Origin of the sequence: Streptomyces gilvus (assembly GCF_022513565.1) — a bacterium.
Classification (GTDB): Bacteria; Actinomycetota; Actinomycetes; order Streptomycetales; family Streptomycetaceae; genus Streptomyces; species Streptomyces gilvus.
This window is the reverse complement of record NZ_JAKWBE010000008.1, coordinates 80,287-104,757: the sequence shown is the minus strand read 5'-3', so window position 1 is coordinate 104,757 and position 24,471 is coordinate 80,287. Positions and strand designations below refer to the sequence as shown.

At 70.6% G+C, this 24,471-nt stretch carries 24 protein-coding genes and 2 pseudogenes; 13 read left to right on the top strand and 13 right to left on the bottom strand.

Features of this window, described 5'->3' with window-relative positions:
• Positions 1-57 precede the first annotated feature (57 nt).
• The 3 genes from MKW14_RS14890 to MKW14_RS14880 all read right to left on the bottom strand — a co-directional run bounded on the left by MKW14_RS14890 (position 58) and on the right by MKW14_RS14880 (position 3,259).
• Complete coding sequence (locus MKW14_RS14890) at positions 58-1,740, bottom strand: rhamnogalacturonan lyase B N-terminal domain-containing protein (RefSeq protein ID WP_240863020.1); 1,683 nt, start codon at positions 1,738-1,740, stop codon at positions 58-60.
• A 104-nt stretch (positions 1,741-1,844) separates the two neighbouring features.
• Complete coding sequence (locus MKW14_RS14885) at positions 1,845-2,696, bottom strand: RodZ family helix-turn-helix domain-containing protein (RefSeq protein ID WP_240863019.1); 852 nt, start codon at positions 2,694-2,696, stop codon at positions 1,845-1,847.
• Positions 2,693-3,259, bottom strand: coding sequence for a SigE family RNA polymerase sigma factor (locus tag MKW14_RS14880; RefSeq protein ID WP_240863018.1), 567 nt, complete (start codon positions 3,257-3,259; stop codon positions 2,693-2,695). Before MKW14_RS14880 ends, MKW14_RS14885 begins: the two co-directional genes overlap by 4 nt.
• A 231-nt stretch (positions 3,260-3,490) precedes the next feature.
• On the opposite strand from MKW14_RS14880, the gene MKW14_RS14875 reads away from it, so the two are divergent.
• The gene (locus MKW14_RS14875; protein ID WP_240863017.1) at positions 3,491-4,942 is read left to right on the top strand and encodes an NCS2 family permease; all 1,452 of its coding nucleotides are present in this window, start codon (positions 3,491-3,493) and stop codon (positions 4,940-4,942) included.
• 109 nt (positions 4,943-5,051) lie between these two features.
• Here the strand turns inward: MKW14_RS14875 and MKW14_RS14870 are convergent, their stop codons facing one another.
• From MKW14_RS14870 to MKW14_RS14860, 3 genes are all read right to left on the bottom strand, one after another.
• Positions 5,052-6,500, bottom strand: coding sequence for a peptidoglycan D,D-transpeptidase FtsI family protein (locus MKW14_RS14870; protein ID WP_240863186.1), 1,449 nt, complete (start codon positions 6,498-6,500; stop codon positions 5,052-5,054).
• An 80-nt stretch (positions 6,501-6,580) separates the two neighbouring features.
• Positions 6,581-7,051: a GNAT family N-acetyltransferase gene (locus MKW14_RS14865; RefSeq protein ID WP_240863016.1), complete on the bottom strand. Its 471-nt coding sequence runs from the start codon at positions 7,049-7,051 to the stop codon at positions 6,581-6,583.
• 30 nt (positions 7,052-7,081) lie between these two features.
• Positions 7,082-7,855: an IclR family transcriptional regulator gene (locus MKW14_RS14860; RefSeq protein ID WP_240863015.1), complete on the bottom strand. Its 774-nt coding sequence runs from the start codon at positions 7,853-7,855 to the stop codon at positions 7,082-7,084.
• Between the two features lie 130 nt (positions 7,856-7,985).
• Between MKW14_RS14860 and MKW14_RS14855 the strand changes: the two genes are divergently transcribed.
• Both MKW14_RS14855 and MKW14_RS14850 read left to right on the top strand, forming a co-directional pair.
• Positions 7,986-9,515 carry an aldehyde dehydrogenase (NADP(+)) gene (locus MKW14_RS14855; protein WP_240863014.1) on the top strand — a complete coding sequence of 510 codons (1,530 nt, stop codon included), beginning with the start codon at positions 7,986-7,988 and terminating at the stop codon, positions 9,513-9,515.
• 26 nt (positions 9,516-9,541) lie between these two features.
• Positions 9,542-10,150 (top strand): DUF1349 domain-containing protein, encoded by a 609-nt coding sequence (locus MKW14_RS14850; protein WP_240863013.1) that lies wholly within the window; start codon positions 9,542-9,544, stop codon positions 10,148-10,150.
• On the opposite strand, the pseudogene MKW14_RS14845 reads toward MKW14_RS14850, so the two are convergent.
• Positions 10,110-10,412, bottom strand: a pseudogene (locus MKW14_RS14845) (MFS transporter); the annotation flags it as partial. The gene MKW14_RS14850 and the pseudogene MKW14_RS14845 overlap by 41 nt on opposite strands.
• Between MKW14_RS14845 and MKW14_RS14840 the strand changes: the two are divergent.
• The 5 genes and pseudogenes from MKW14_RS14840 to MKW14_RS14820 all read left to right on the top strand — a co-directional run.
• Positions 10,399-10,683, top strand: a pseudogene (locus tag MKW14_RS14840) (helix-turn-helix domain-containing protein); the annotation flags it as partial. The pseudogenes MKW14_RS14845 and MKW14_RS14840 sit on opposite strands and share 14 nt — an antisense overlap.
• On the top strand, positions 10,680-11,198 hold the full coding sequence (locus tag MKW14_RS14835) for a GNAT family N-acetyltransferase (protein WP_240863012.1): 519 nt from the start codon (positions 10,680-10,682) through the stop codon (positions 11,196-11,198). The pseudogene MKW14_RS14840 and the gene MKW14_RS14835, both read left to right, overlap by 4 nt.
• Before the next feature lie 70 nt (positions 11,199-11,268).
• Positions 11,269-11,985, top strand: coding sequence for a DsbA family oxidoreductase (locus tag MKW14_RS14830; RefSeq protein ID WP_240863011.1), 717 nt, complete (start codon positions 11,269-11,271; stop codon positions 11,983-11,985).
• A gap of 108 nt (positions 11,986-12,093) precedes the next feature.
• The gene (locus tag MKW14_RS14825; RefSeq protein WP_240863010.1) at positions 12,094-13,143 is read left to right on the top strand and encodes an aminotransferase class V-fold PLP-dependent enzyme; all 1,050 of its coding nucleotides are present in this window, start codon (positions 12,094-12,096) and stop codon (positions 13,141-13,143) included.
• Positions 13,144-13,229: 86 nt separating this feature from the next.
• Positions 13,230-14,282 (top strand): maleylpyruvate isomerase family mycothiol-dependent enzyme, encoded by a 1,053-nt coding sequence (locus MKW14_RS14820; RefSeq protein ID WP_240863009.1) that lies wholly within the window; start codon positions 13,230-13,232, stop codon positions 14,280-14,282.
• Positions 14,283-14,302: 20 nt separating this feature from the next.
• Here MKW14_RS14820 and thpD read toward each other — a convergent pair whose 3' ends face one another.
• The 6 genes from thpD to MKW14_RS14790 form a co-directional block, all read right to left on the bottom strand.
• Positions 14,303-15,190, bottom strand: a complete 888-nt coding sequence (gene thpD, locus MKW14_RS14815; protein ID WP_240863008.1) for an ectoine hydroxylase — start codon at positions 15,188-15,190, stop codon at positions 14,303-14,305.
• A gap of 7 nt (positions 15,191-15,197) precedes the next feature.
• Positions 15,198-15,602: an ectoine synthase gene (locus MKW14_RS14810; protein WP_240863007.1), complete on the bottom strand. Its 405-nt coding sequence runs from the start codon at positions 15,600-15,602 to the stop codon at positions 15,198-15,200.
• 44 nt (positions 15,603-15,646) lie between these two features.
• Positions 15,647-16,918 (bottom strand): diaminobutyrate--2-oxoglutarate transaminase, encoded by a 1,272-nt coding sequence (gene ectB / locus MKW14_RS14805; RefSeq protein WP_240863006.1) that lies wholly within the window; start codon positions 16,916-16,918, stop codon positions 15,647-15,649.
• Positions 16,919-16,988: 70 nt separating this feature from the next.
• The gene (gene ectA, locus MKW14_RS14800; protein WP_240863005.1) at positions 16,989-17,516 is read right to left on the bottom strand and encodes a diaminobutyrate acetyltransferase; all 528 of its coding nucleotides are present in this window, start codon (positions 17,514-17,516) and stop codon (positions 16,989-16,991) included.
• A gap of 318 nt (positions 17,517-17,834) precedes the next feature.
• Positions 17,835-18,368 carry a DinB family protein gene (locus MKW14_RS14795; RefSeq protein ID WP_240863004.1) on the bottom strand — a complete coding sequence of 178 codons (534 nt, stop codon included), beginning with the start codon at positions 18,366-18,368 and terminating at the stop codon, positions 17,835-17,837.
• 43 nt (positions 18,369-18,411) lie between these two features.
• The gene (locus MKW14_RS14790) at positions 18,412-19,512 is read right to left on the bottom strand and encodes a pyridoxal-phosphate-dependent aminotransferase family protein (protein WP_240863003.1); all 1,101 of its coding nucleotides are present in this window, start codon (positions 19,510-19,512) and stop codon (positions 18,412-18,414) included.
• Between the two features lie 105 nt (positions 19,513-19,617).
• Between MKW14_RS14790 and MKW14_RS14785 the strand changes: the two genes are divergently transcribed.
• From MKW14_RS14785 to MKW14_RS14765, 5 genes are all read left to right on the top strand, one after another.
• On the top strand, positions 19,618-20,481 hold the full coding sequence (locus MKW14_RS14785; RefSeq protein ID WP_240863002.1) for a transporter substrate-binding domain-containing protein: 864 nt from the start codon (positions 19,618-19,620) through the stop codon (positions 20,479-20,481).
• Positions 20,478-21,311: an amino acid ABC transporter permease gene (locus tag MKW14_RS14780; RefSeq protein WP_240863001.1), complete on the top strand. Its 834-nt coding sequence runs from the start codon at positions 20,478-20,480 to the stop codon at positions 21,309-21,311. The genes MKW14_RS14785 and MKW14_RS14780 overlap by 4 nt, the downstream gene beginning before the upstream one ends.
• Positions 21,308-22,117, top strand: coding sequence for an amino acid ABC transporter ATP-binding protein (locus tag MKW14_RS14775; RefSeq protein WP_240863000.1), 810 nt, complete (start codon positions 21,308-21,310; stop codon positions 22,115-22,117). The genes MKW14_RS14780 and MKW14_RS14775 overlap by 4 nt, the downstream gene beginning before the upstream one ends.
• Before the next feature lie 54 nt (positions 22,118-22,171).
• Positions 22,172-23,263 (top strand): amidohydrolase family protein, encoded by a 1,092-nt coding sequence (locus MKW14_RS14770; protein ID WP_240862999.1) that lies wholly within the window; start codon positions 22,172-22,174, stop codon positions 23,261-23,263.
• Positions 23,264-23,525: 262 nt separating this feature from the next.
• On the top strand, positions 23,526-24,449 hold the full coding sequence (locus MKW14_RS14765; protein ID WP_240862998.1) for an SCO1860 family LAETG-anchored protein: 924 nt from the start codon (positions 23,526-23,528) through the stop codon (positions 24,447-24,449).
• The last annotated feature ends 22 nt before the right edge of the window (positions 24,450-24,471 follow it).

Sequence of the window (24,471 nt, the reverse complement as noted above, 5' to 3'; positions counted from 1 at the left end):
GGGGCGTCCCTTCGCCGACGAGGGGGGCTCAGTCGGCGGCTGCCGGCCGAGGGGGGCTCAGGCCAGCAGGTCCATGCAGTCGAACGAGGTCCCGGCGCTCAGAAACCCTGTGCCGCCCGAACCGCTCACCACGTCGAGCTTCAGTACGTTGAACTGACGTACGTCCGACTTCCACGCACTGGAAGGGACGCTGAAAGTGAAGGTGTGGTTGTTTCCCCGGTACGAACCCGTGGTGAGAGAGCGCGTCGAGGGCTGTGAGGGCGCTGTGGGAATGGCCGAGACCCAGTCGTTGACGGTGACCCGGGGCCGCCCGCCCGAGAACGCGTCCGTCACCCCGATCCGCAGCGTGTGCGCGGCGGCCGCCTGGGCACTGGTCAACTTGAAGTAGACCAGGACGCCGCCGTTGACGTCCTTCCAGATGTACGCCGGGAAGGACGCCGCCTCGCCGCCGCTGCCGATCGTGACGTTCCCGGTCCACTTGGCGGCCCGGGCGTCGGACGGATGCGCGTACGTCATCAGCTTGGCGTTCTTGAACTCGCCGGGCGTGCCGTCCCAGTCGCCGAGCCGCCAGACGGTGGCCGCCTTCGAGGGGTCGCCGGTGAGGGTGAGGGTGTGCAGGGAGGTCGTGGCGCCCGCGGTGACCTTCACCGACTCGGTGTGGACGGCGAGTTCGTTCTTGTAGACGGTGAGCGTGTACGTCCCCGGAAGCATCCCCTTGCAGGAGAAGGCGCCGGTGCCGGCCGCCGCCCTCGCCCAGTACTGGGCGTCCTCGTTGGCGAACCCCACGGTGTAGGCGTACGTGGCGTCCATGCCCTTGAGCCCGACGCCCGCCACCTTGCCGCGACCCGCCCTGCCCACCCAGCCGGTGATGCCGAGGCCGTCGGCCCAGGTGGTGTCGAGGTCGGCGTGGAAGAGACCGGAGGAGGGCGCGCCGCCGTCGGTGAAGGCGATGACGTACGGACCCTGGAGGCCGAAACGTTCCGCCTCGGTCTGGGCCTCGTTGTAGTGCAGGATCTCGTAGAGCCCGGCGCCGCCCTCGTTGGAGTGGCGCAGCAGGGAGCGGTAGAACGGGCCGCCCGACGCCTTCTCGTGGTTGGACCGAACCAGCCACAGACCGACCGAGCCGGTTGTGAAGCCGACGTAGTCGTAGTCGATGGTCCGCTTGCCCGAGTAGTGCTTGGAGTGGGTGGTGCCGTCCGGGGCCCGCCAGACGTCACCGGCCTCGATGATCTTGTCCTTCGTCGAGTCCCAGGCGTCCGAGCCGCTGTTGGGGAAGATGCCGGGCCTGACGCGGACGATGTAGCGGGTCGCGGTGAAGGAGGCGTCCGCCTTGTTCGTCCACAGATAGACGTTGTTCTGGCCGCTGCGGGCCGCGTACCACTGGGTGATCGGCCCGTGCACGACCTTGATCAGGACGGTCCCGCCGGACTGCCGGACGGTGACCGTGGAGGCGCCGAGGCCCGACTCGACGTGCGAGTGCTTGCCGCCGTAGCCCTCGTACTCCTTGCCCTTGTAGACGAGGGAGGTGAGGTCCCCGGTCGACTTGGAGACCTTGAAGACCAGGGAGGCTCCGGTGTCGACGACGTAGTTCCCGCCGTCGTCGCGGTAGCCGAAGCCGGCGGCGGACGCGGTCGTGAGGAGGCCGGTGCCGCCCGCGACGGCGGCGCCGGTGGCGGCCGCGCCGATCGCGGAGGCCCCGAGTACCCGTCTGCGGGTGAGGTGCTTCTTGTGCGCGCTCAAGGGTCGAGATCCCGTCGTACGTGAAACTCAGCTGGGTGGAGGGAGCCGTGCGCTTCCTGGTCGCCGCAGCGGAGGAAAAGGGTTGCCGCCTGGCGCGGACTTTTTTACGAGTCGCCCTCGCCGGAGCTGTGCGCCGCGAAGTCGCCGCCCACCGCCCGCCGATCGCCGTCCGCCGTCGCGTTGATCGTGTACGAGTCGTCCCGGGCGTCCCGGCCGCCGCGCTGGTGGTTGTACTGCCCGGCGAACACCCACTCGCCCTTGGGGACCGTACGGCCCTCCTTGAGCACCCAGGTGTAGACCAGGAACCCGTCCTGCTCGCCGACCGTGAAGGTGAAGTCCTGCTCCGGCAGCGAGCGCCAGGCCCCGGCCGAGCTCACCCCGCCGGTCTCCTCGACCTTCAACTGCACGGTCAGGGCGGTGAGTTCCTTCTGGGTCTTGAGCGTGACGTTGCTCTGCGCCCAGAAGTCGTTGCTGTGTGGGTCGACCGAACCGTCCGACCACAGCGGGCCGTCGCTCTCCCCGCCGGCGGACGGCAGGACGGAGACGGAGGCCGAGGGCGGCGCGGTGGACGGGGTGCCGCTCGGCCGGTGCGTCGACTCGGTCGCCCGGCTCGGGGCCGGGTCCACCGGCGGCAGCGGCGCCCGGCTGGTCGCGTCCGGTGACGGCGTGGGCGTCGGCGAGGTCTCGACCGTCTGCTGCCGGGTGGGCGGGTCGTCCTTCACCGCCGACGCCACCGCGTACCCGCCGACCGCGAGCATGCCGGCCACCGCCGCCGTGGCACCCACGACCCTGGCCCAGCCCCACACCGGGGGACGGGTCGCCCGGTGGTCGCGGCGGTCCTGGCGGGTCATGCCCCGCTCGACGCGGGCCAGGATGCGGGCCCGGTCCGGCTCGTGCGCCTCGGCCGCCTCGTGCAGCCGGGCGCGCAGCTCGTCGTGCACGTCCTGCTGCCTCATCGGTCCGTTCCTCCGGTCTCGCCGCCGCGCGCCATCGCCGCGTGCACCTTCTGTGGGGCGCCCCGGGAACCGAGGATCTTCTGCAGCTCGGCCATCCCCTTGGACGTCTGGGACTTAACCGTACCGACGGAAACACCCAGGGCGAGCGCGGTGTCCTTCTCCGACAGGTCGAAGGCGTGCCGCAGCACCACACAGGCCCGCTTGCGGAACGGCAGCCTGCGCAGGGCCTCCTGCACATCGACCACGCCCGCGATGTCCGGGTTCTCGGTCTTCTCCTCGCGCTGCGACCAGAACAGCGAGATCCGCCGGCGCTCGCGCACGGCGCTGCGGATCCTGGTGCGGGCCAGGTTGGCGACGACGCCACGGGCGTAGGCGACCGGGTGATCGGCCGCGCGCACGCGGTCCCAGCGGTGCCACAGGGCGAGCAGCGCGTCCGCGGCCAGGTCGTCGGCCGCGTCCGCCTCGCCGGTCAACAGATGGGCGAGCCGGGACAGTTCGGCGTAGTGCCGCTCGAAGAAGGCATGGAACTCCATGGAGGCCGCGTCGTCGACGACAGTGCCCACGGGCACCCTTCCTGTGTGTGTCATGTGAATGACATGTGATCTTCCGGGGCGGGCCCGGGCGAGATCCGGAAGCGTAGCAGTGATCGTTGTCCTGGTTTCGTACGGGGCTTCGAACGCGGTGTGACGGGGCGGTCGATTCCGTAACACGAAAGGAACCTGAAAGAGGTTCAACGCGGGAACAATCCAGCCAGCATCCGCACACGATCAATCAGCCGACGAGGAGCACCCGCCATGTCCGACACGAAGAAGGCGGCCGACCGGCCAAGTGCCGCGCCGCCAGGGGCGAACGGTGTCGACCGGTTCTTCCGGATCTCCGAGCGGGGATCCACCTTCGGCCGGGAGATACGCGGCGGCTTCGCCACGTTCTTCACGATGGCCTACATCCTTGTCCTGAACCCCATCATCCTGGGCAGTGCGAAGGACAAGTTCGGCCACCAGCTCGACACCGGCCAACTGGTCACCGCCACCGCGCTGGTGGCCTGCGTGATGACGATCATCATGGGCGTCGGCGGCAACCTCCCGCTCGCCATCGCCGCCGGCCTCGGCCTCAACGCCGTCGTCGCCTTCCAGCTCGCCCCGCTGATGAGCTGGTCCGACGCGATGGGCCTCGTCGTCCTCGAGGGCATCCTGATCTGCGTGCTCGTCGTCACCGGGCTGCGCAAGGCGATCATGGACGCCATCCCGCACCAGCTCAAACAGGCCATCGGGGTCGGCATCGGGCTGTTCATCGCGTTCATCGGGTTCGTCGACGCGGGGTTCGTCAGCCGCATCCCCGACGCGGCGCAGACCACCGTGCCGGTGCAGCTGGGCGCGGTCGGCCGGCTGACGGGGTGGCCGGTGCTGGTGTTCTGCCTCGGCGTGCTGCTCACCATCGCCCTGCTCGCGCGCAAGGTGAAGGGCGCGATCCTGATCAGCATCGTGACCATGACGATCGTCGCGATCGTCATCGACGCGGTGGCCGACATCAAGAGCTGGGGTCTGACCACTCCGCACGTGCCCGACAAGATCGTCTCCACGCCCGACTTCGGACTCATCGGCCACTTCAGCCTGTTCGGCGGGTTCGCGAAGGCGGGCGTCCTCACGGCCGTCCTGCTGGTGTTCACGCTGATCCTGTCCGACTTCTTCGACGCCATGGGCACGATTGTGGGCATCAGTGCGGAGGCCGGGCTGCTGGACGAGCAGGGGCAGGTGCCGGGGATCGGTCGCGTGCTGTTCATCGACGGCGCGGCGGCGGTCGCCGGCGGCCTCGGATCGGCCTCCTCCAACACCGCGTACATCGAGTCGGCGGCCGGTGTGGGCGAGGGGGCGCGGACCGGGTTCGCGAACCTGATCACGGGCGGGCTGTTCGGGCTCGCGCTCTTCCTCACGCCGCTGCTGACGATCGTGCCGCTGCAGGCGGCGGCGCCGGCGCTGATCGCCGTGGGATTCCTGATGATGACCCACGTCAAGCACATCGACTGGGACCGGTACGAGATCGCCATCCCGGCGTTTCTGACCATCGCCGCGATGCCGTTCACCTACTCGATCACGGACGGCATCGGGGCGGGGTTCATCGCGTATGTGCTGATCAAGGCGGTGCTGGGGAAGGCGAAGGACGTGCACTGGTTGCTGTGGGGCGTTACGGCGCTGTTCGTCGTGTACTTCGCCATTGACCCTGTGGAGCAGGTGCTGGGTGTGAAGTGACGGGCGCTGCGCGGCCGGTGCGGGTTTGTGGGGGCTGGTCGCGCCCGCGCGGCGGAGCCGCATATCGGCACAGCCCCGCGCCCCTGTGGGGCGCCCCAGTTGCGGGCGGCTATTGGTTAAGGGCTGCTTTCATCATCGCCTTTGCCACGGGGGCCGCCAGGCCGTTGCCGCTCACCTCCGAGCGGGCAGCGTCGGACTGTTCGACCACCACTGCCACGGCGACCTGTTTGCCGCCCGCCTTGGCGTAGGAGGTGAACCAGGCGTACGGGGTCTGGCTGTTGTTCTCGCCGTGCTGGGCGGTGCCGGTCTTGCCGCCCACCGTCACGCCCGGTATCCGCGCGTTCGTACCCGTGCCCTTGTTCACCACCGTCTGCATGGCGGACTGGAGTTGGGCGGCGGTGGAGGAGCTGACGATCTGCTTCGTCCCCGCGTCGTCGTAGTTCTTCAGGACGTCGCCGCCGCTGTCGGTGATCTGCGAGACCATGTGCGGCGAGACCAGCTTGCCGCCGTCGGCTATGGCGGCGGACACCATGGCCATCTGGAGCGGGGTCGCGGTGACGTCGTACTGGCCGATGCCCGTCAGGCCCGTGGACGACTTGTCCATGTCGGACGGGTAGACGCTGGTGTATGCCCGCACCGGTACGTCCTGCTTCGTGTCGTTGAAGCCGAACTTCTCCGCCATCGCCCGCACCTTGTCCTGGCCCAGGTCGACGGCCATCTTCGCGAAGACGTTGTTGCAGGAGTACTCCAGCGCGGTGCGGATGGAGGCGTTCTCGCAGGGCGCGGCCGGGTTCTCGTTGGACAGGTCCTTGGTGGTGTTCGGCAGCCGGTACGGGTCCGGGCTGTCGGTGCGCACGTCCACCGACGAGTACAGGCCGTCCTCCAGCGCGGCCGCCGCCATGACCAGCTTGAACGTCGAGCCCGGCGGCAGCGGCTGGCGCAGCGCGCGGTTGGTGAGCGGCTTGTCCGAGTCCGCGTTCAGCTTCTTCCAGGCGGTCCCGGCGGTGTTGGCGTCCGTGAGCGACGTCGGGTCGTACGACGGCGTCGAGACGACCGCGAGGATCCTGCCGGTGGACGGGTCGATCGCGACGGCCCCGCCCTTCTTGTCGCCGAGCGCGTCGTACGCCGCCTTCTGCACGTCCGGGTCGATCGTCGTGACCACGGTGCCGGGCGCGGCCCGCCGGCCGGTGACCGTGTCCATCACGGTCTTCAGCCGGCTGTCCGTGCCGTTGAGGAGGTCCTGGTAGATGCCCTCCAGCTGGGTCGGCGCGTAGGCCTGCGAGGCGTAGCCGGTCACCGCCGCGTACAGCGGGCCGTTCTTGTACGTGCGCTTGTACGCGAGGTCGCCGCCTGTCGTGCGCGCGGAGCCGGTGATCGAGTTGCCGGCCACGATGATGTTCCCGAGCGGCTCCGCGTACGTCTCGATCGCGTTGCGCCGGTTGTCCTTGTCGTCCGCGAGGGCCTTGCCGTCGTAGAACTGCACCCAGGTCGCCCTGATCAGCAGGGCGCACACCAGGAGCAGTACGAAGACGGAGGTCCGCCTGATCGTCTTGTTCATCATGCCGATCAAGAAGACGAGCGGGGCGGGGAGGACGTTCCCTCCGCCCCGGATTCTCATCGGACGCTCAGGAAGCGCGGTCAGCCGCGCAGCGTCATCACGACCTCGTCGATCTCCTCGCCCCGCGCGTTCGCGAAGCCCGTCGCCGTCGCCGTCAGCCGGAAGCCGCACTTCTCCAGCACGCGCCGCGAGCCGGTGTTGTCCGCCGCCGCGCGCGCGTACAGCGGCCGCTCCGGCACCTCGGCCAGCAGCCCGCTCAGCGCCGCCGTGGCCACCCCGCGGCCCCAGTACGCCCGGTCCACCCAGTAGGTGACCTCACGCTCGCCCGGCTCCCCGTACACCGCCGCGCTGCCCACCACGTCACCGTCGACCAGGATGGTCCGCAACACGTCCGCGGAGGCCCGCACCCGTTTCCAGTGGGCGTCGAACGCCTCCCGGTCGGCGGGATCCTTCGGCGTGAACGCGGCCGTCCACAGGGCCTCGGGATCGTTCATCTGCCGGAAGAAAACCGGCAGATCACTGTCGTGCACTTCCCGCAGTACGACATCCATGGGCCCCGAGCTTAGGGCCTGCCCGGGGAGTCACAGCCTCCTGGTCGCCAGGGTCAGGCGGTCGCGGGCGTCGAACAGGGCGTCCTTGACCATCTGTTCGTGGGCGGGGGTGAGACGGGCCACCGGTACCGAGCAGCTGATCGCGTCGCGGGCCGGGGTGCGGTAGGGGATCGCCACGCCGAAGCAGCGCAGCCCCAGCGTGTTCTCCTCGCGGTCGACGGCGAAGCCCTGCTCCCGCACCTGGTGCAGCTCCTCGATGAGCTTCTCCCGGTCGGTGATGGTGTTCTCGGTGAGCGCCGGCAGCGTCTCCGGGAGCATCTTGCGGACCTGCTCGTCGGTGTAGGTGCTCAGCAGCGCCTTGCCGAGGGAGGTCGAGTGCGCCGGGAGGCGGCGGCCCACGCGCGTGAAGGGGCGCAGGTAGTGCTGGGACTGGCGGGTGGCGAGGTAGACGACGTTGGTGCCGTCCAGGCGCGCGAGGTGGATGGTCTCCGTGGTGTCGTCCGAGAGCCGGTCCAGCGTCGGCCGCGCCGCCGCGACGACCTCGTCGCCGTCGATGTACGACGTGCCGACCAGCAGCGCCCGCACCCCGATCCCGTACCGCGTGCCCGTCGCGTCCGTCTCCACCCAGCCCAGCTCCACCAGCGTGCGCAGCAGCATGTAGAGGCTGGACTTGGGATACCCGACGGCCTCCTGGACCGACGCGAGGGAGTGCATGCCGGGGCGACCGGCGAAGTATTCGAGCAGTTCCACGGTCCGCACCGCGGACTTGACCTGCGCACCGCCGCCTGTCTCGGCTGCCGACATCGCCCTTGACCCCTTCGTTGGACGAGAAACCGAAGATATAGTCTCCAACAGCATATTCATCATCAGAGACAGCGTTCAGCATATCGAACGACCCTGGTGAATGACCCGGATATACCTGGAGGGACCCGCGGTGGCAGCAGCACCAGTCTGGAGTGTCGACCCCCGAACCGGGAAGCAGCGTGAACAGGTTGCGGTGGAGGCCACAGCACAGGAGGTCGACGCCACCGTCCGCGCCGCCCACGCGGCACGCGCCTCCCTCGCCGACCGCGCCGTACGCTCGGCGTTCCTGCGCACCGCCGCTGAGCAGCTCGAGGCGGCCAAGGACGGGCTCGTGGAGACCGCCGACGCGGAGACCGCGCTCGGCCCGGTCCGGCTCACCGGCGAACTCGCCCGTACCTGCTTCCAGCTGCGGGCCTTCGCGGACATCGTCGACGAGGGCGCCTTCCTCGACGTGATCATCAACCACCCCGACGACACCGCGACGCCGCCCATCCCGGACCTGCGCCGCTACAAGGTGCCCCTGGGTGTCGTCGCCGTCTACTCGGCCTCCAACTTCCCCTTCGCCTTCTCCGTCGCCGGCGGCGACACCGCGAGCGCGCTGGGCGCGGGCTGCCCGGTCGTCGTCAAGGCGCACCCCGACCACCCGGCCCTGTCCGAGTACGTCGCCAAGGTGCTGCGCCGGGCCGCCGCCGCGCACGGCATCCCCGAGGGCGTCGTCGGCCTGGTCCACGGCTTCGAGGCGGGCGTCGAGCTGGTCAAGCACCCGCTGGTCGCCGCGGCCGGCTTCACCGGTTCCGTACGAGGCGGCCGTGCCCTCTTCGACGCGGCGGCGGCCCGTCCCAACCCGATCCCCTTCCACGGTGAGCTGGGCTCCCTCAACCCCGTCGTCGTCACCGAGGCGGCGGCGGCCGAGCGGGCCGAGGCGATCGGCACCGGACTCGCCGGCTCCATGACGCTCGGTGTCGGCCAGTTCTGCGTGAAGCCGGGCCTCGTGCTGGCGCCGAACGGCGCGGCCGGGGACCGGCTGCTGAAGTCGCTCACGGACGCGGTCAGCGACACCGACGCGGGCGTGCTGCTCGACCACCGGATGCGGGACAACTTCATCGCCGGCGTGGCCGAGCGGGCGGAGCTGCCCGACGTCGAGTCGCCCGTGACCCCGGGCGCGGGCGGCGAGCACACGGTGAGCGCCGGCTTCCTGACGGTGTCGGCGGACAAGCTGGCCGAGGAGGGCGCCTACGACCTGCTCCTGGAGGAGTGCTTCGGCCCCGTGACGGTCGTGGCCCGCTACGAGGACGAGGCCGAGGTCCGGTCCGTGCTGTCCCGGCTGCCGGGCAACCTCACGGCGACGGTCCACCTCTCGAGCGAGGAGGCGGCCGGGGAGGGCCGTGGCGCGGAGCTGCTGGCCGAGCTGACCCCGCTCGCCGGGCGCGTGCTGGTCAACGGCTGGCCGACGGGCGTCGCCGTCGCCCCGGCCCAGCACCACGGCGGCCCGTACCCGGCGACCACCTCGACGTCGACGTCGGTCGGCGGTACGGCGATCGAGCGCTGGATGCGGCCGGTCGTGTACCAGGGCGCGCCCGAGGCGCTGCTGCCGCCCGAGCTGCGGGACGACAACCCGCTCGGTCTCCCGCGCCGCTACGACGGCCGCCTCGAACGGTGACCGGCCTCACCTGACACAATCGCCGGATGGACGTCGAACTTCCCGAACTCCCCTTCGCCCTGCGCACGTACGGTCCCGAGGGCAACTGGTCGTACGAGGACGGAGTGCTCACCGGATGGGCCGGGCCCCGGCAGGACCGGTTCGTCCCGCCCACCGGGGAGGCGCTGGAGCCGGCCTCCGACGCGCCCCGGCTGCTCGGCTGGCCGGAGGGGGACTTCCAGCTGATAGCCCGGGTCACCGTCGGCTTCGCCGGGGCGTTCGACGCGGGAGTGCTCTACGTCCATGTCGGCGAGCGGGCCTGGGCCAAGCTGTGCCTGGAGTACTCCCCGGACGTGCCCACCGTCTGCACGGTGGTCACCCGGGGCCACTCCGACGACGCCAACTCCTTCAGCGTCGAGGGCAGTTCGGTGTGGCTCCGGGTGAGCCGCACCGGACGCGCCTTCGCCTTCCACGCCTCCCGCGACGGCAAGCGCTGGACCTTCGTCCGCCTGTTCACCCTGGGCGGCGAGAAGGAGACGGACGCGGCCCTGGTCGGCTTCATGACCCAGTCGCCGATGGGGGAGGGGTGCGTGGTGACGTACGACCACCTCGAGTTCAGGCCGAACTGGCCGCGGGACCTGCGAGACGGAAGCTGAGTCCGAAGGTCAGCAGGAGCAGGCACGCGCCGATCACCAGGCTCATCCGCATCCCGCCCGTGAAGTCGCCGGCCACCAGCGCCCCGAACACCGCGATCCCGAGCCCGCCCGCCACCTGACGCGCCGAGTTCAGCACCCCGGCCGCGAGCCCCGCCCGCTCGGCGGGCACGGCGTCCATCATGGCGGCGGTCAGCGGCGGAACCGTCAACGCGCAGCCCAACGCCAGCGGCACGAGAAGCACGGCCACCAGGGCCGCGGGCGTGTCGTGCCCGCACACCCCCCGGCGCTTCCACGCCGACAGCGGCGTGAGTCCCCTCCAGTGGCTCCTGCACCAGCGCGTCGAGCGGGCCAAGGAACTCCTGGAGACCACCACCCTCCCGATGGACCGCGTCGCCCGAGCCTGCGGCCTCGGCACCGCCGACTCCCTCCGCACCCACATACACCGCCGCACAGGCCTGACCCCAACGGCATACCGGGCCCGGTTCAGCCGTGTGGGAACCATGGCGGCCGGGAGCACGTCCTCCGCCGCATGATCAGTAACAGAGTCGTGGACGGCCGGATGATCCGCACGGCGCTGCCCGCCGAGGCCGCAGCCGTCACGTCGCTGCACGCGCGGGCCCGGGCGACGTACTACCCGGGCGGGGTCCCCGAAGACGGCACGGACTGGCTCGCCGCCTGGCGGGGTGCCATCGAGCGGTCGGACGGGCAGGTGCTGTGCCTCGTCGAGAAGGGCCGCGTCATGGCCGTCGCGTCCTTCCGGACTCCGCAGGACGCTCCGGAGGAAACGGTCAAGCTGTACCAGTTCCACGTCGGCCCCGATGCCTGGCGGCGCGGCATCGGCACGGCCCTGCACACCGCCTGTGTCGAACAGTGGTGCGCCGACGGCAGACGGACGGCCATCCTCGACGTGCACGTCGACAACCATCGCGCCCAGGCCTTCTACGCCCGCCAGGGCTGGGTGCCCGACCCCGAGAACCCGCCGGTCGAGGGCGATCATCATTTGTTCCTGCGGTACGTGGTCGGGGAGCGCAAATCGCCCCGGGAATGATCCCCGCTGCTTGAATGTTCAGGGATCAGGCGGAGGCGGCCTCCGCGTACACCCAGCTGTTGGAGAGAACATGAAGGTCGAGATCTGGTCGGACATAGCGTGCCCCTGGTGCTATGTCGGCAAGGCCCGTTTCGAGAAGGCGCTCGAGGCCTTCCCGCACCGTGACCAGGTCGAGGTGGTGCACCGCTCCTTCGAGCTGGACCCGGGCCGCGCCAAGGGCGACGTGCAGACCGTGATCTCCATGCTCACCAAGAAGTACGGCATGAGCGAGGCGCAGGCCGAGGCCGGCGAGGACAACCTCGGCGCCCAGGCCGCCGCCGAGGGCCTGTCGTACCGCACCCGCGGCCGCGACCACGGCAGCACCTTCGACATGCACCGCCTGCTCCACTTCGCCAAGGACCAGGGCAGGCAGGACGAGCTGATCCAGATCCTCTACAAGGCGAACTTCGCCGAGGAGCGCTCCCTGTTCGCCGAGGGCGAGGAGCGGCTCGTCGAGCTCGCCGTCGAGGCCGGCCTGGACGCCGACGGCGCCCGCAAGGTCCTCGCCGACCCCACCGCCTACGCCGACGACGTCCGCGCCGACGAACGCGAGGCCGCCCAGCTCGGCGCGAACGGCGTCCCCTTCTTCGTCCTCGACCGCAAGTACGGCGTATCCGGCGCCCAGCCCGCCGAGGTCTTCGCCCAGGCGCTGACCCAGGCCTGGGGCGAGCGCTCACCGCTCCAGCTGATCGACCAGGGCGACGCGGACGCCTGCGGCCCCGACGGATGCGCGGTGCCCCAGCACTGAACCACCGGGCTGAACCACCAGGTCAGCCGCGATCCATAAGCGTTCCTTCGCGAACCCACGCACGATTCGGCAATGGACCGGGACTCCTCCCAGGCCCACAGTGGACCCATGGAGACCTTCGAGAGCCTCGTCCGAGCCGAGTTCGCGCCGAAGAACACCTACCTGAACACCGCGAGCACCGGTCTGGTACCCGCCCGCACCGTCGCCGCCCTGCGCACCGCCGTGGCGGCGTCGGCCGCGGGCGAGCCGACCGACATGTTCGGGGACGTGGAGGCGAGCCGCGCCTCCTTCGCACGGCTCGCCCGCGTACCGGCGAACCGCGTCGCGGCCGGCGCCTCGGTCGCCGTCTACAGCGGACTGATCGCCGCCTCCCTCCCCGAGGGCGCCGAGGTCCTCACCGCGGAGGGCGACTTCAGTTCCGTGGTGAACCCCTTCCACGTCCGCCCCGATCTCAAGGTCCGCGCCGTCCCGCTGGAGCGCGTCGCCGAGTCCGTCCGCCCCGGCACCGCCCTGGTCGCCGTGAGCGCGGCCCAGTCCGCCGACGGACGGATCGCCGATCTGCCCGCGATCCGGCAGGCGGCACGCGAGCACGGCGCCCGCACCTACGTCGACGCCTCCCAGGCCGCCGGCTGGCTGGACCTCGACGCCGACGCGTACGACTACTGCGCCTGCGTCGCCTTCAAATGGCTCGTGAGCCCGCGCGGCGTGGCCTTCCTGGTCGTCCCGGAGGACCTCGGCGGACTCACCCCGCTGTTCGCCGGCTGGGTGGCCGGCGAACGCCCCTGGGACGCCTGCTACGGCCCCATCGACGAACTCGCCCACTCCGCACGGCGGTTCGACGAGAGCCCCGCTCTCTTCTCCTACGCCGGCGCCCGCCGCTCCCTCGAACTCCTCGAAGAACTCGGCGTGGACGCCATCCGCGCGCACGACCTCGCCCTCGCCGACCGCTTCCGCAGCGGCCTCGCCGCCCTCGGCCACGAACCCGTCCCCGCACCGGGCTCACCCATCGTCTCCGTGCCCGGACTCGGCCAGCGGCAGCCGGAGTTGAGCGCCGCCGGAGTCGAGGTCTCCGACCGCGCCGGACATCTGCGCGCCGCGTTCCACCTCTACAACACCCCCGCCGACGTCGACCGTCTGCTGGACGTCCTGTCCGGCTGACGAATCTTTGACCGACCCGCCGGACCCGGCGCTCGCAAGGGGCGCATGATGGCGGCAGACTGCTTGCCGGCGAGAGGAGGCGCAGGGTGACCGACGACGACCACGAGAGGGTCCGCGACCTGCTCGCGGCCTGGGCCTTCGGCACCCTCCCGCCAGAGGAGCGGCAGCCGGTCGCCGACCACCTGGCCGAGTGCGCGAGCTGCGCGGCCGAGGCGGCACGGCTGCGGGAGACGGTACGGCTCCTGGACGGGCCCGCGGGCAACGGCGCGGACGGGCAGCCGGACGCCGCGCCCACCGCCGACCTGTACGCCGAGTCCGCGCAGGACCTCTCCGGTGTGCTGTCCGCCGCCCTGCGCGCCCGCCCCGCCCTGCCCCGGGTGGCGGAACACGCCGTTCCCTACGCCGCCGCGGTCGCCGGACTGAAGGCGCTGCTGCCCGAGGCGGAGGGCCGCTGGTCGACCCCGGTCGTGCACGACTGGGACCTGCACGCGACCATCGCCCACCTCCTCGCCGCCGACGAGCCCCTCGCCGGGCGACTGGGCATCGCACCGCGCGTCCCCGGCACGCCCGTCGAGGGCGAGGCGGACTGGGCGGGCGCCTGGAACCGCCGCACCGCCGAGGTCATCGCGCACGAGCACGGCCGTACGCCCGCCGAGACGGTCGCCGACTGGTCCGCGCAGGCCGCCGCGCTGCTCGCCGCGCCGGAGGCCCACGACCCCGAACTGGCGGCGCGGGCGACGACGTTGATGGGCATCCGGCTGCCCGTCGCCGAGCACTTCCTGGTGCGGGCCTTCGAGACATGGATCCACACCGACGACATCGGACGCGCCCTGGGCCTCGCCGTACCGCCCCCGCCCGCCGACCATCTGGGGCAGCTGGTACGGCTGGCCGTCCGCATCCTCGGCCTCGCCCTCGGACCCACCGCACCCCCGGTGCTGTTCGCGGTGACGGGCGGCGAACAGTGGGTGCTGGGCTCCGAGGACGAGCCCGTGGGGGCCGAACTCACCCTGGATCCGGTCGACTTCTGCCTCCTGGTGGGCGGCCGGTACGCACCGGAGGAGGTCCCGCGCGGCACCACGGGCGACGACGCGGCCGTACGGAACGTGCTGGAACGGGCCGCGTCGCTGTCCTGGCTGTAGCGGGCGCGTCCGACGACGCGTCAGCGCACCGGGGTGAAGTCCCGTGCCCCGATGAACTCCGGTCGCCGTACGGGCGCCGCGAACGGCTCCACCGCCGCGTTCTCCACGCTGTTGAACACGATGAACACGTTGCTGCGCGGGAACGGCGTGATGTTGTCGCCGGAGCCGTGCATGCAGTTGCAGTCGAACCAGGTCGCCGAACCGGCCCTGCCCGTGAAGAGCTTGATGCCGTACTCGCTCGCCATCTTGGTCAGCGCCTCGTCCGAGGGCGTGCCCGCGTCCTGCATCTGCAGCGACTTCTTGTAGTTGTCCTTGGGCGTGGCGCCGGCGCAGCCCAGGAACGTCCTGTGCGAGCCGGGCATGATCATCAGCCCGCCGTTGGTGTCGTAGTTCTCGGTCAGCGCGATCGAGACGGACACCGTGCGCATGTTGGGCAGGCCGTCCTCGGCGTGCCAGGTCTCGAAGTCCGAGTGCCAGTAGAAGCCGCTGGCCCCGAAACCGGGCTTGACGTTGATGCGCGACTGGTGGACGTACACGTCCGAGCCGAGGATCTGCCGGGCCCGGCCGACGACGCGCTCGTCGCGCACCAGGTTCGCGAACACCTGGCTGATCCGGTGCACCTCGAAGACCGAGCGGATCTCCTTGGACTTCGGCTCGATGATCGAGCGCTCGTCCGCGAGGATCTCCGGATCGGTGGTCAGCCGCTCCAACTCACGCTGGTAGACGGCGACTTCGTCCGGGCCGATCAGCTGGTCGACGGCGAGGAAGCCGTCCCGCTCGAAGGACTGCAGGTCGACCGCGGGGATCGGGCCAGGAGTGTCCGGGGATCCCCAGACGACCGGGTCCTGACGGGGGACGGACACCTCGGCGGGGCCGCGGCTGGGGTAGAGATCGGTGACGGTGGTCATGGGGTTCTCACACCTCCTCGGGCTCGGTGAGCAGGGGGTAGACGCCGTTCTCGTCGTGGTCCTCCCGGCCGGTCACCGGCGGGTTGAACACACAGATGCAGTGGAAGTCCTCCTTGACCTTGAGCGTGTGCCGCTCATGGCCGTTGAGGAGGTACATGGTGCCGGGCGTGATGTGGTACGTCCGGCCGGTCTCGCGGTCGGTCAGCTCGGCGTCGCCCTTGGTGCAGACGACGGCCTCGATGTGGTTCGCGTACCACATGTGCGTCTCCGTACCCGCGTACAGGATCGTCTCGTGCACCGAGAAGCCGACCCTCTCCTTGGCCAGGACGATGCGCTTGCTCTCCCAGGTGCCGGACGCGGATTTCACATGCCGGTCGGTGCCCTCGATCTCCTTGAACGAACGGACGATCACAGTGCCGCACTTCTCCTCTGTCTCGATGGTTCTCAGCGGGTTTCTCAGCGGGTTTCGCGCACGGCGCGGGCGAGGACGCTGAGGCCCTCGTCGAGCTCTTCGGCGGTGACGGTGAGCGCCGGGAGGAGCTTGACGACCTCGCTCTCCGGGCCCGACGTCTCGATGAGCAGGCCGAGTTCGAAGGCGCGCCGGGCGACCCGGTCGGCGCGCTCCTTGTCGTGGAACTCCATGCCCCACACCAGCCCGCGGCCCCGGTACTCCTTGACGTCGGCGCGGTTCTCGTCGCTGATCGCGGCGAGCGCCCGCTCGACCTGCTCGCCGCGCGTCCGGGTCTGCTTCTCCATCGCGGACCCGTCCGCCCAGTACGACTCCAGGGCGGCCGTGGCCGTGACGAAGGCGGGGTTGTTGCCGCGGAAGGTGCCGTTGTGCTCGCCCGGCTCCCAGATGTCCAGCTCGGGCTTGAACAGGCACAGCGACATGGGCAGTCCGTAGCCGCTGATGGACTTGGAGACGGTGACGATGTCCGGGGTGATCCCGGCCTCCTCGAACGAGAAGAAGGCGCCCGTACGACCGCAGCCCATCTGGATGTCGTCGACGATCAGCAGCATGTCCTGCCTCTCGCACAGATCGGCCAGCGCGCGCAGCCACTCGGGACGCGCCACGTTGATGCCGCCCTCGCCCTGCACGGTCTCCACGATCACGGCGGCGGGCTTGTTGAGCCCGGAGCCCTGGTCCTCCAGCAGCCTCTCGAACCACAGGAAGTCCGGGACCGTGCCCTCGAAGTAGTTGTCGAAGGGCATGGGCGTACCGTGCACCAGCGGGATGCCCGCCCCGGCCCGCTTGAAGGCGTTGCCGGTGACGGCCAGCGACCCGAGCGACATCCCGTGGAAGGCGTTGGTGAACGACACGATCGCCTCGCGTCCCTTCACCTTCCGCGCCAGCTTCAGCGCGGACTCCACGGCGTTGGTGCCCGTCGGCCCCGGGAACATGACCTTGTACGGCAGGTCGCGCGGCCGCAGCACCAGGTCCTGGAAGGTCTGCAGGAAGGTCCGCTTGGCGGTGGTCGACATGTCGAGCCCGTGCGTGACGCCGTCGCGCTCCAGGTAGTCGATCAACGCCCGTTTCAGCACCGGGTTGTTGTGGCCGTAGTTGAGTGAGCCGGCGCCGGCGAAGAAGTCCAGGTACTCGTGGCCGTCCTCGTCGTACATGCGGCTGCCGTGCGCACGGTCGAAGACGGTGGGCCAGCCGCGGCAGTAGCTGCGCACCTCGGACTCGAGGGTCTCGAAGACGCTGAGGTCGGGCTGGGTGATGGTCACGACGAATCGCTCCTCGTTGCGTGGGGGGAGTGTGTGGGGTCGTCAGTGGGGCGGCTGGTGAGGGGGGCGGTCAGAGGGAGAGGGGACCGATGCGGTACAGGACCTCGGGGTCGTGCGGTCCGTCCGGGAACGCCTCGGTGGCGAACAGCACCTCGCGCTCGACCTCGGCGCCGTGCCGCTCGGCGAACGAGGTGAACAGGCGCTCCGAGGCGGTGTTGCCGGGGGTGATGGTGGTCTCGACGGCGGTGATCCGGTGGCTGGCCGAACTCCGCGCGACGAGCCCGTCCAGCAGCTGGGCGGCGAGTCCGCGGCCCCGGTACGCCTCGTCGACCGCCACCTGCCACACCAGCAGGGTGCGGGGGCGGTCCGGCCGTACGTAGCCGGTGACGAAGCCGACCGGTTCGCCGCGGCCGTCGCGGGCCACGGCGGAGGTGGCGGCGAAGTCGCGGCACCACAGCAGATAGCTGTACGACGAGTTCAGGTCGAGCGTCTTCGAGTCCCGCGCCATTCGCCACAGCGCGGCGCCGTCCGCCACCGTCGGTCGGTCGATGTGCAGTTCTGCTCGGGGTTCTGCTCGGTCTGCTTGTGCGGCAGTCATGCGAAATGAACTTACCGAGCGGAAATGAAAAATGCATGGCCGGACGGGGTTACGCACGGGCGCCTGATGTGTTATCGCGCGGGCGCGAGTTCATAGGTGAGGTCGACGCCGATTCACCCGGTTTGCACGGCAGATACCGCACAAAACGGGCGGGATGTGTAACGCGTCACAGCCGCGTAACCCTCACGAGATCTGCCCGAATTAACCCCGCCGACGTTCGCGAAATCTTTGCGTTTAGAGAGATGAAAACCGGGCAGAAGAAGACGGGAAGCTGCCCGGAAAAGTACCAAGAAAAGGGCCCCGCTAATCACGCCGAATTCAGGCCCCGGTAACCCCGTCGATACACTCCCGAAGAATATCCACGTGCCCGTTGTGCCGCGCGTACTCCTCGATGAGATGAACGAACACCCACCGCAGACTGACTTCGACCCCGGCCATGGGACCGTCGGCGACCCGCCCGACCTCCTCCAGCGACCGCCCGGCACACACCTCCCGCCCCCGCGCGATCTCCCGCCGCCAGGCACCCAAGGCCTCATCGATCCCCCGCTCCGGATCGAGCCCGTACCCGGTCTCGTTCTCCTCTCCGAACACGGGCGGCACGTCCAGCCCGGCGACCACGCGCTGGAACCAGTTCCGTTCCACCTCGGCGAGGTGCTGCACCAGTCCGAGCAGCGTCAGCGACGACGACCCCGCCGCGGCGGCCCGCACCTGCGTGTCGTCCAGCCCTCGGCACTTCAGCTCCAGCGTGGCCCGGTGGAAGTCGAGCCAGCTCTCCAGCATGGCCCGCTCGTCACCGGTGAGGAGGGGGATGGGCCGGCCGTCGGGAAGCGTCTGCGGGGTCTCGGTGGTCATGCCGGGAGCATGCCACGAAGCCCCGCCGCCAACGGCTCCCTTTTCAGCCCCAGTTGGCCTCCACCGCCCGTCCTGCTCCCTCCACGTCCACGCTCAGGCCCTTCTCCGACAGCGTCGTGCCCAGTGCCGTCAGGCTGGCCCGGACCGCCTCCGGCGTCGCGTCCGGGCCGTAGTGGTTGACCCGGATCATTTCCTTGGCCAGTGCTCCGCCGCCCGCGGCCAGCGGGAGGGTGGGGTCCGTCGAAAGGGCCCGCGTCACCAGTTCCGACGCCACCACCCCCGCCGGCACCCGCAGTGTCGTCGCCACCGGTGCCGCCTCGCGCGCCTCGTACACGTACGGCTCCAGCCCACCGCCCAGCGCGAGCGCCCCCGCCCGGGTCGCGGCGGCAGCCGACGCGTGGCGGGCCGTCACCGTCTCCAGCCCGGCCGTCTCGATCCGCTCGACGCACGCCTCCAGCGCCAGCATCTCCAACTGCGCCGGAGCGTGCAGCAGCGCGGTGCGGCCGGCGTCGGTCCAGCGCTCCTTCCAGTCCAGGAGGGAGAGGTACGACCGCCGCGGCGCCGCCGGGTTCGCCGCCATCCGCGCCCACGCCCGCTCGCTCACCGACACCGCCGACACCCCGGCCGGCCCGCCCATCGCCTTCTGCGCCCCGATGACGCACAGGTCGACACCCCAAGGGTCGGGAAGGACCGGCTCGGCACCGATCGACGCCACCGCGTCCAGGTAGAAGAGCGCGCCCCGCTCCCGTACCACCTCGCCGATCTCCGCGACCGGATTGGTGTTGCCGGTCGCCGCCTCCGCGTGCACCAGGGACACGAAGTCGATCTCCGGGTGCTCGGCGAAGGCGTCCCGGACCTGGTCGGCGGTCACCGCCGTGTGGAAGGGCACCGCGAGGTCGATCACCGTCGCACCGCAGTCCCGCAGCCAGTTCCCGAAGGTCTGCCCGTACGGCCCGGTGATCACGTTCAGCGCGGTCGTCCCGGGACCGGCCGCACCCCGGATCGCCCCCTCCAGCGGCAGCAGTGCCTCGCCCTGCATGATCACGACGTCCTGACCGGTGTCCAGCAAACGGGCGACCCGGTCCTCGATCTCGGCGAAGCGGGCGGCGCTCAGCGGGGCCAGGTCAAGGAACGGATGTGTCACGGCGGTGCCTTCTCCTCGGTCATGGGGTACAGGTGTCGAGAGTAACCGGCACCCCACTTCCACCCCTGCCGGTGACTTCGCACTCCCGCCCCACCGGAGGTTCCCGTGTACACCGTCCCCGGCCGCAGAAGCCACGCCCTGCCCCGTGCCCTGGCCGCCACCACCGTCACCGCCTCGCTGGTGCTCGTGGCCGCCTGCACCTCCAGCGGCAGTGGCGGCAGCGGAAGCAAGACCGCCGCCGGCGGCGTCGAGCTGGTGAAGGCCGGACAGCTCACCACCTGTACCCACCTGCCGTACCCGCCCTTCCAGTCCGAGATCAACGGCACGGTGCAGGGCTTCGACGTGTCGATGATCGACCTCGTCGCCAAGGACCTCGGCGTGAAGCAGAAGATCCTCGACACGCCCTTCGAGAACTTCAAGACCGGCGCCTTCCTCAACTCCGGCGAATGCGACCTGGCCGCGGCCGGCATGACCATCACCGCCGAGCGCAAGAAGAACGTCGACTTCTCCGACCCGTACTTCGACGCCACCCAGGCCCTCCTCGTCGCCAGGAGCAGCGGCATCACCTCCCTCGCCGACGCCAAGGCCAAGAAGGCCAGGCTCGGCGCGCAGGCGCAGACCACGGGTGAGGACTACGCCAAGAAGCAGGGCTTCGACCCGGTCTCCTTCGAGTCCTCCGACGCCGTCCTCAACGGACTGCGCACCGGCCAGGTCAAGGCCGTCATCATCGACTACCCGGTCGTCCAGGGCTGGTTGAAGACCAAGGCCAACGCGGACGCCTTCAAGCTCGTCGACAACATCAACACCGGTGAGCAGTACGGCTTCACGGTCAAGAAGGGCAACACCAAGCTCCTGGCCGCCATCAACAAGGCGATCAAGGACGCGAAGGCCGACGGCACGTACAGGAAGCTGTACGAGAAGTGGATCGGCCCCTACAACCAGTCCGCGGCGTCCCCGTCGGCCTCATGACCGCCACGGACGTACGGCTCCAGCCGAAGAAGAAGGGCCTGACGCGACGTCAGAAGCGCAGCCTGTCGCGCGGCGCGCAGTACGTCGTCTTCGTCGCCGCCGTCATCGCCTTCGCGGTCTCGGCGGACTGGGGGCGGCTGAAGAACCAGTTCGCGCAGGGCGGCATCGCCAAGCAGATGTTCCCCGACGTCATCACGCTGGCGCTGAAGAACACCGTGCTGTACACGCTGTCGGGCTTCGTGGTCGGACTCGCCCTCGGCATGGTGATCGCGCTGATGCGGCTGTCGTCCGTCGGCCCCTACCGCTGGGTCGCCGGCGTCTACATCGAGATCTTCCGCGGACTGCCCGCCCTGCTGATCTTCATCTTCATCGGCGTCGCGGTCCCGCTCGCCTTCCCGGGCACGGAGATCGTCGGCGGCACGTACGGGAAGGTCGCCCTCGCCCTCGGCCTGGTCGCCGCCGCGTACATGGCCGAGACGATCCGCGCCGGCATCCAGGCGGTGCCCAAGGGGCAGATGGAGGCGGCCCGTTCCCTGGGCTTCTCCCCGGCCCGCGCCATGATCTCCATCATCATCCCGCAGGCGTTCCGCATCATCCTCCCGCCGCTGACCAACGAACTCGTCCTGCTCTTCAAGGACTCCTCACTGGTCCTCTTCCTCGGCGTCACCCTGGAGGAGCGCGAACTGTCCAAGTACGGCCGCGACCTGGCCAGTACGACCGCCAACTCCACGCCGATCCTGGTCGCCGGCCTGTGCTACCTGCTGGTGACCATCCCGCTCGGCTTCGTCGTGCGCCGGATGGAGGCCAAGGCCCAGGAGGCCGTCACATGAGCGAGCAGCAGCCTTCGGCGGGACCCGAGATCGAAGTCCGGGGCCTGCACAAGTCGTTCGGCGACAACGAGGTCCTGCGCGGCATCGACCTGGAGATCCGCCAGGGTGAGGTCGTCTGCGTCATCGGCCCCTCCGGCTCCGGCAAGTCGACGCTGCTGCGGTGCGTGAACCTGCTGGAGGAGCCGACCAAGGGCCAGGTCTTCGTCGGCGGCACCGAACTGACCGATCCCGACGTCGACATCGACGCCGTACGCCGCCGTATCGGCATGGTCTTCCAGCAGTTCAACCTCTTCCCGCACCTCACGGTCACCGAGAACCTCACCCTGCCGCAGCGGCGGGTGCTGCGCCGGGACAAGGCGACGGCGGCGAAGGTGGCCGCCGAGAACCTGGAGCGGGTGGGCCTGTCGGAGAAGGCGGACGCCTACCCCGCCTCCCTCTCCGGCGGCCAGCAGCAGCGCGTCGCCATCGCCCGCTCGCTGTCCATGGGCCCCGAGGTGATGCTCTTCGACGAACCCACCTCGGCCCTGGACCCGGAGCTGGTCGGGGACGTCCTCGCGGTCATGCGGATGCTCGCGCGGGAGGGCATGACCATGATGGTCGTCACCCATGAGATGACCTTCGCGCGGGAGGTGGCCGACCGGGTGGTCTTCATGGACGGCGGAGTGATCGTCGAGGACGGCGCCCCCGACCAGGTCATCGGCGCCCCCGCCCACGACCGCACCCGCCACTTCCTCTCCCGGCTGCTCGACCCCGCCATGGCCCAGGTGGAGGAGGAGACCTCGGACCAGGTCGGCGGGACCGGCTGACGATCCTCCCGGCCGTCCGCACCCGGTCCCGCCGGTCGTCCTAGGCTGAGCCCCATGAGCGATCAGGCGGTACTGCACGTGAAGGGCCGGGTCCTCGTGGGACCCGAGGACGTCCGCGACGAGTTGTGGGTGGTCGGCGGTCGTGTCTCCTACGACCGTCCGGCCGGCGCACGTGATGTGCGGACCGTCGACGGCTGGGCCCTGCCCGGCCTCGTCGACGCCCACTGCCACGTCGGCCTCGGCCCGCACGGCCCGGTCGAGCAGGACGTCGCCGAGAAGCAGGCGCTGACCGACCGGGACGCGGGCACCCTCCTGATCCGCGACGCCGGCTCGCCCTCGGACACCCGCTGGGTCGACGACCGCGAGGACCTGCCGGAGATCATCAGGGCCGGCCGGCACATCGCCCGCACCCGCCGCTACATGCGCGGCTACGCCCACGAGATCGAGCCCGAGGACCTCGTCGAGTACGTCGCCGGGGAGGCGCGGCGGGGCGACGGCTGGGTCAAGCTGGTCGGTGACTGGATCGACCGCGACCTCGGCGACCTCGCCCCCAGCTGGCCGTGTGACGCGGTGGAGGCTGCCATCGCCGAGGCCCACCGGCTCGGCGCCCGGGTCACCGCGCACTGCTTCGCCGAGAACTCCCTGAAGGACCTGGTCGAAGCCGGCATCGACTGTATCGAGCACGCCACCGGCCTGACCGACGACCTGATCCCGCTCTTCGCCGAGCGCGGGGTCGCCATCGTCCCGACCCTCGTCAACATCGCGACCTTCCCGCAGCTCGCGGCCGGCGGCGAGGACAGGTTCCCGCAGTGGGCGGCCCATATGCGCAGCCTGTACGAGCGCCGCTACGACACGGTGCGCGGCGCCCACGACGCCGGCATCCCGGTCTACGTCGGCACCGACGCCGGGGGACACCTCGCGCACGGCCTGGTCGCGGGCGAGGTCGCCGAACTGGTCACCGCCGGCATCCCGGCCGTCGAGGCACTGTCGGCGACGACGTGGGGCGCCCGGGCCTGGCTCGGCCGCCCCGGCCTGGACGAGGGCGCGCCCGCCGACCTCGTCGTCTACGGGGACGATCCGAGGGTCGACGTACGCGTTCTCGCGGCCCCGCGCCGGATCGTGCTGAACGGGCGGATCGTCGGTTAGTAGGTGAAGCGGCTGGTCGACGATCCTCCCGTTGACGTTCCGCGCGCCGTCTCGCACGCCGGTGCGTCACCCCTCCGTGCACCGTCGCACGGGCCCGGGAGGCGGTACGGCGGTGAAACAGTGGAACGCCTGTGCCGATGGATTCGAAAACGTTCACGCAGGGCCCACGATGGAGTGAAGTGGCGGCGGAAAGCCGCCAGTTCACTCGTCGTGCGTAATTCTTGGCGGGTCCCGAGCACGTCTCCTCCGAGGGGTCCCCACCTTGAACGGCAAGAAATTCCGCATGCCCGCACGCCGTCTGGCCACCGTCGCGACGGCCACCGCCCTTGCCGCCGGTCCCGCGGCCCTGGCCGGCGCGGGCACCGCGCACGCGACCGGTGACCAGGGCCGGGCGAGCGCCGTCGTGCTGCGCACCGGGCTCGACGTGTCCCTGGCCGACAAGACCGTGAACGTCCCGCTCGCCCTCGCCCTCAACCAGGTCGAGGCGCCGCGCAGTGCCGAACAGACCGCCCTGACCGCGAAGTTGGACGGGGTGGACGGCGGAAGGCCGTTCAGCGTCCTGGACGCGCGCACGGCGACCGCGAAGGCCACGGTCACCGGCAGCGGGGCCGAGGCCTACACGAACCTCGCCGACGCCAAGGTGCACGTTCCTGGCCTGCCCCTGCTGTCCCTAGTGGAGATCGAGCAGGTCACCTCCAGGGCGACCTGCGCGGTGGGCCGGGCACCGGTCGCCGAGACGCACCTGCCCGGCGCCGTCACCGTGCTCGGCAGGAAGGTCACCGTGACGGCCGGCGGCACGACCGACGTCAAGGTCCCCGGTGTCGGCGAGGTCCGCCTCGACCTGTCACAGCGGGAGACGGCGTCCCGCACGGCCGCCGCCACCGCCCTCGTACTCCAGGTATCCGTCAACCCGTTGAAGCTCAACGTCGCCGACGTCAAGGGCAGTCTCACCCTCGCCAGGGCCACCTGCGAGACCCCGGCGGCGCCCGCGGCGGCGGATCCGAGCACGGAGCCCGCCGGGGACGTCAGGCCGCAGGGCGCCCCCGCAGAACCCGCCAAGAAGGCGGACCTGGCCGAGACCGGCGGCAGCTCCCTGACCCCGTACCTCGCGGGCGGCGCGATCGCCCTGCTGCTGGCGGGCGGGGGAGCGGTGGCGGTGGCCCGGCGCAACCGGAGTGGTATGTGACACAGCACTGAACGTGACCCGC